General features: G+C 66.4%; 1 protein-coding gene. It reads right to left on the reverse strand.

Going from position 1 to position 533, the window contains the following annotated elements; all coding sequences use genetic code 11:
• Positions 1 to 533 (reverse strand): TolC family protein (locus RA20_RS24235; RefSeq protein ID WP_039135414.1); only part of this gene is annotated, 533 nt, incomplete at both ends.

Here is a 533-nt window from a genome sequence, read left to right on the forward strand (position 1 = left end):
GAGCCCGGCACCGGAGCCATCGGTGGTCACATTGCCCGCCGCGGAAATCTGCGGCAGCAGCCCGGCGCGGCCGGATTTGGCCTGGGCAATGGTGCGGTCCGCTTCGGCGCCGGCCTTTAGCACCGAAAGGAATTGCACCTGCTCCGGCGGCGTGCCGATTTCCAGATGCGAAGGCTTCTGCGGGAAGGCTTGGCCAGTCATCGCCTGCAGCTCGGCCCGCGCAGTGGCGGCAGCGTCCTGCGCGGTCGCAGTCGCAGTCCGGATGCCGCTGATCTTGCTGTCCACCACGTTGAGATCGGCGCGGTCGGACACGCCGCCGTCGACGCGGCCCTGCACAATGCGGCGGAACTCCTGCATCCGCTGCATGGCGCGCTGGCCATAAGTTGCTTTTTCGTCGCCGCGCAACGCTGCGGCGTAGAGGCCGACAGCAGTTTCAACCCTCGTGTTCATGTCCTCGGACAGGTTGACGGCTGCAACTTCGACATCGGCGGCAGCAAATTCACGCTCTGCCTTGCGGCGGCCGTTGTCGAACA

The organism is Leisingera sp. ANG-Vp (assembly GCF_000813725.1).
Classification (GTDB): Bacteria; Pseudomonadota; Alphaproteobacteria; order Rhodobacterales; family Rhodobacteraceae; genus Leisingera.